The sequence below is a fragment of the Isoptericola sp. NPDC056134 genome, from assembly GCF_042264825.1.
GTDB lineage: Bacteria > Actinomycetota > Actinomycetes > Actinomycetales > Cellulomonadaceae > Isoptericola > Isoptericola nanjingensis.
Genome location: NZ_JBHJVM010000071.1, coordinates 1 through 1154, shown reverse-complemented (window position 1 = coordinate 1154; position 1154 = coordinate 1). Strand labels below are relative to the sequence as shown.

The 1154-nt window shown below is 69.9% G+C and carries 1 protein-coding gene; it reads left to right on the top strand.

From position 1 onward, the window contains the following. Positions 1-1154, top strand: a 1154-nt coding sequence (locus tag ACFCZN_RS21305) for a ThuA domain-containing protein (RefSeq protein ID WP_430558093.1), incomplete at both ends; no start/stop codon positions are given.

The following is a 1154-nucleotide window of genomic DNA, read 5'->3' as shown; positions in this document are numbered from 1 at the left end:
CACCTGTCCCAGCGCTGGACGCGCGCGGACGAGTGGTACAACTACTCGGCCAACGTCCGGGGCAGCGCGCACGTGCTCGCCACGATGGACGAGTCCACGTACGACGCGGGCAGCAACAAGATGGGCTACGACCACCCGATCTCCTGGTGCAAGCCCTACGACGGCGGCCGTGCCTGGATGACCGGCATGGGCCACTTCGGGGCGCACTACACGCAGGAGCCCGACCTCGTGCAGCACATCGTCGGCGGCGTGCAGTGGGCCGCGGGCCTCGTCGAGGGCGACTGCGGCGGCACCGACTGGGGCTCGTTCGAGAAGATCGCGCTCGACTCCAACACGAGCGCTCCCTTCGGCATGGACGTCGCGCCCGACGGCCGCGTGTTCTACACCGAGCTCGTGCGCGGGCAGATCCGCGTGTACGACCCGCGGACGCAGAACACCACGACCGCCATCACGATCCCCGTGTACTCGGGCGGCGAGGACGGCCTGCTCGGCATCGCGCTCGACAAGGACTTCGCCGAGAACGGGTACCTGTACCAGTACTACTCGCCGGCGAGCTCGAACGACTCCGACCCGGCCAACTTCTTCAGCCGCGTCTCGCGGTTCACGGTCTCCTCCGAGGGGCCCGGCTCCACGGTGATCGACCCGGCGTCGGAGAAGGTGCTCCTCGAGATCCCGGCCGGGCGCCTGCCCGACGAGCCGGGGCACACGGGCGGCGGCCTCCTCGTCGACCACGAGACCGGTGACCTGTACATCGGCGTCGGCGACGACGTGAACCCGCACTCCGAGCCGTCGGGCGGCTACGCGCCGATCTCGGAGCGGGACGGCACGTGGCACGACGCGCGCGCGACGTCCGCGAACACGAACGACCTGCGCGGCAAGGTGCTGCGCGTCCACCCCGAGGCCGACGGCACGTACTCGATCCCCGAGGGCAACTTGTTCGCCCCGGGCACCGAGAAGACGCTGCCGGAGATCTACGCGATGGGCTTCCGCAACCCGTTCCGGTTCACGATCGACGCGAAGACCGGCAACCTCGGCGTCGCCGACTACTCGCCCGACAACGGGTCGGACAACCTGGCCAACCGCGGCCCGGCCGGGATCGCCGAGTGGAACCTCATCAAGGAGCCCGGCTTCTTCGGCTGGCCCCTGTGCATGGG